Source organism: Mesorhizobium sp. M1143 (assembly GCF_040318435.1).
Classification (GTDB): Bacteria; Pseudomonadota; Alphaproteobacteria; order Rhizobiales; family Rhizobiaceae; genus Mesorhizobium.
The window spans coordinates 1-3,867 of record NZ_JAMYMJ010000119.1; the positions used below are offsets into that span (position 1 = coordinate 1).

The following is a 3,867-nucleotide window of genomic DNA, read 5'->3' on the forward strand; positions in this document are numbered from 1 at the left end:
GCGCAGCCGAATGGCCGAGACCGCCTGAGCTTGCCGAAGAAAAGGGGGCTCGGTTCACGAGCACCTGGTGCGCGTCGTCAGGCGCGCGGGCGCCCGCCAAGTTTTTTCGCACATGGTCAGGCGCCGCAGTTACGTCGAGAACCAAAAGGCATCGGCGCCGTGCGCGCGGCTTCCTCCGAAAACCAGCGCTCGCCTTTCAACAAATTGAGGCGTTGTCCCACTCAATATTCCTGTCCGTGATCATGATAGATGCGGCGCGCCCGCTAGGACCGGAGGCTGGAGAGAATCTCGCACGGATCAGCGTCAAGGGCCGCAGTTATGTCGAGAAACTCGATGACATCGAGACGCCGCTCTGCGCCCTCGTACTTGGCCACGAAGGATTGGGGACGACCAAGCTTGTCAGCCAGCTGCTTCTGGGTCAGGCCTTTGGCCTTGCGCAGCAAAACCAGCCGGGCCAGGAACCGCTGGTGGCGGGGCGATCGAAGGGATTTGGGCATGGAGGCGAACCGGTCGGGTAAAGACCGGATCAGCGACTAATCCCGGTTTCGGATTATCCCATTTTGGGATATACTGCCTGCGCTCACAGGCGAGGTTCGCAGGCATGAATGGACCAATGGGAACAGATGAGACTCGAAGCTCAAGTTTGAGCGATGAAGTCCCCTGGTCGGAGAACCTCACGAGCTACGACAGGGAGCATTTCACGATCTACCTGCGGATCCTGGATGCCTGCGCCGAGAATGCCAGCGAAAAGGAGATGGCCGAGCGCATCCTCGGCATCGACCCGTCCATTGACCCGGTCCGCGCCCGCAAAGCTCTTCGCAGCCATATCGACCGTGCGAACTGGATGGTGACGACCGGCTACAAGGAACTGTTCGCCGGCTGATGCACAGCGCCCAATGCCACGTGTTTCGAGTAGGCAAGTCTCTGTAGCCAAATTCGGCAGCGCACGGCCGCGACAGCGGGCGCTGCGGGAGCGGTCACAACTGGTTCGCGTACTGTTTGACTGCCATTTCCAGTGCTTGCATCAAAGGCACAGCCTTGGAGAAGAGGAAGCCTTGGGCGGTTCGGCAACCAAGCTTGTGCAGGGTTTGCCGATCCGCCTCTGTTTCGACGCCCTCGGCCATGACCTCGATCCCGAGCATGTCACCGAGTTCGATGACGGATTTGACAAGCAGTCGGTCCTCTCGGGACTTGGCCAAGCCGCGAATGAAGCCTTGGTCTATTTTCACCTTGCGTATCCGACGGTCCTTGAGAGATGCCAAGGTAGAAAAGCCGGTGCCGAAGTCGTCGAGCGCGATGGAAATACCGGCATGCGAAAGCCGTCCGAGCTTTTCATCCACTCTGTCCGGATCCACCGGCGATTCTTCGGTAATCTCGATTTCGAACATCGTCGCAGGCAGGCCTCTTGCGGCCAGACCATCCAGAACCATGTCGTCGATATCGCCGGCTTCCAGTTCGCGCGGGGAAACATTCATCGCCACACGAATGTTACGACAGTCAGCTTTCACCAAGCCGTCGATAAAAGCACAACAGTCGGCGAATACGGTTTGCGTCAGCAGCTGAAGCATTCCGGTTTCGCGTGCGGCTGTGATGATTTCGGGTGGAGAGATGGCACCAGGTGTCGGATGGGACCATCTCAGCAAGGCTTCAAAACCGACCACGGCCTCGGTGTCGAGTTTCACGATCGGCTGGAACCAAGGTTGCAATCTTCCCGTCTTTATCGCCGAATGAAGGTCCCGTTCGATGGACTGGCGGCGTTGGAGTTCCCGGTCGAGTTCGGCATCGAACAGGCAAAATTCGTTCCTGCCATGGCGCTTGGCCGTATAAAGGGCGATATCGGCCCGCAACAGCATTTCAGTCAGGCTCGACGTCTGCGCCAAGTATATCCCTATCGATGCCCCGACGCGCACGGACGCGACCCCGACATAGGGGCGAGCAATTTTGGCTATGATATTGGAGGCGAGATCACTGGCAGAAAGCGAAGCTCTCGTTGAGGGAAAAACCAGCACGAATTCATCGCCGCCGATACGAGCTAGCGTTGAGCCTTCCGGTGCTTCCTGCTCTATGCGGCGGGCGATCATGACAAGCAGTTCATCACCGGTCCTGTGACCGTAGGTGTCGTTGACAGATTTAAAGCCGTCCAGATCAATCAGCATTGCCACGAAGGGGCCATCCGCGGTCTTGAACCGACCGATGGCGTGTTCAAGGCCCCGCCTGTTGAGAAGGGCGGTCAAATGGTCCTCCCTGGAGTTGCGCTCCATTTCCGACGCAAGTCGCTCTGCCTCATGTCTCAGGCGGCTTGCTTCGCGGAAGCGCGCCTGCCCAACAAACGAAGCTCGGACCAAGCCGCCCATGAAGAGCAGAACGGTGAAAGCCAGAATGTAGCGTTCAAAATTGCCTTTCGCCAAAAGGCACGCCACCGTGATGAGGAGTGGAGGTGTGATGAAGCTGGTCGCCGCCGCGGCATACGAACTGCCATATGTAACCGCACCAGCTGAAATGCCCGCCAGTATGACCAGATGCATCGGTGCTTGAGGTGTTGTGTATCCAACAGTCAGCACGGCCGGGAAGGACCAGGCAAACCCTGCCAGAAGGGCAAGGACGCCAAACATGCGAAGGCGCGGCAAAACGCCAAGCAAATCCTGATGGCGCCCCGTTTCCTTTAGCTGAAAACGGGCGAGTGCAAGCCGGGCGGCATTTAGCGCATTGACGACCAGGAACCAGCTTGCAGCGGCAAAGCCGCCGCCAGAAAGGGCCTGCACCCCGCAAATCAGGCCTGACAGGATCGCGCTTATCGGCATCGACACGAAGAGCCCGGCCCTCAGGTCAGCAAGCTGATCCTGACGGATTTTGGCCTCCAGCGATTCTTCTTTCTTTAGGGGTGCCATGAATGGACCAGCTTGCTTCCGTCATTGTTCGCGAGGACCAAACCTATGCAAGCCCACTGAAGGACGGGTTAACTACCCAGCGAGGGTAACCAGTGCGCTCACCATGCTTCGGGTCACACCTTTGGCTTAGCATTGCCGAATCATCAAGGTTTCGCCCGCGCGCGTGCCTTGATCCGAATCATGCCATGATCGGCAACGTCACCAGGAAGCAGCCTTGCCCGCGACGCTGCGAGCCAGCAAGACAAAGAAGCCGCGCCGAGACAGCGCTCCAGAGCGGTAGCGCTCTGTGCGATTCACCGCCTGAGCATGGCCGAAATGCCATGGCGGACAAAGGGAAGATGTTGGGCAAAGCGGAGCCCAGCATGTCTTGCAAGCCGTGCCGCCGGGTGCTCGCTTGAGTAAAGACCGACAAGCATGTTGGTGGCATGATAGAGCGGCGCCGCCGACAGCCGCAGCCGGCTTTCGTATCTGCCGAGCATGTCGGGATCGGCAATGTCGCGGCGGGCGCGACATGCTGTCAGTATTTTATGAGCGAGTTGCTTCTGGCCGCTGAGGCCGATGTTGAAGCCATGCGCGGTCACCGGGTGCATGCCGATGGCAGCGTCTCCTATAAGTGCCGCACTCGGTGCCGAGAACTTGTGCGCCCAGGTCGTGACCAGCGGATAGGCATGGCGGGTGCTTGCCAGGGTCATCTGCCCGAGGCGTCCTCGACACCGGTTCATCAATTCCATGAGGAACAATTCGTCATCGAGAACAGACAGTCTATCGGCCTCGATTGAGCGCAAAGTCACAAGCAGTGACGACACGCCTTCCATGAGCGGCAACATCGCTATGGTCTGATGGTGGTCGAACCATTCGACCGCGATCTGGTGATGGAAGCGCTCGTGCCTCACTCGGCAAATCAGCATGGAGTGGCCAAGCGGATGGATGTTGGCGCCAATGCCGAGCAGGTCGCGCATCGCGGACAAACGCGAATCCG

Annotated in this window: 3 protein-coding genes and 1 pseudogene; 1 reads left to right on the plus strand and 3 read right to left on the minus strand. The window is 58.9% G+C overall.

All coding sequences use genetic code 11. The features are described 5' to 3' along the window. Window positions 1-263: 263 nt before the first annotated feature. Entirely contained in the window at window positions 264-497 is a 234-nt protein-coding gene (locus NKH35_RS30845) for a helix-turn-helix domain-containing protein (protein ID WP_023708050.1), read from the minus strand. A gap of 104 nt (window positions 498-601) precedes the next feature. On the opposite strand from NKH35_RS30845, the gene NKH35_RS30850 reads away from it, so the two are divergent. Beyond that, complete coding sequence (locus NKH35_RS30850; protein WP_081731646.1) at window positions 602-883, plus strand: DNA -binding domain-containing protein; 282 nt, start codon at window positions 602-604, stop codon at window positions 881-883. A gap of 94 nt (window positions 884-977) precedes the next feature. Here NKH35_RS30850 and NKH35_RS30855 read toward each other — a convergent pair whose 3' ends face one another. Continuing rightward, window positions 978-2,888 carry a putative bifunctional diguanylate cyclase/phosphodiesterase gene (locus NKH35_RS30855; protein ID WP_352917471.1) on the minus strand — a complete coding sequence of 637 codons (1,911 nt, stop codon included), beginning with the start codon at window positions 2,886-2,888 and terminating at the stop codon, window positions 978-980. Between the two features lie 293 nt (window positions 2,889-3,181). Beyond that, window positions 3,182-3,867 (minus strand): annotated as a pseudogene (locus NKH35_RS30860) (5-demethoxyubiquinol-8 5-hydroxylase UbiM); the annotation flags it as partial.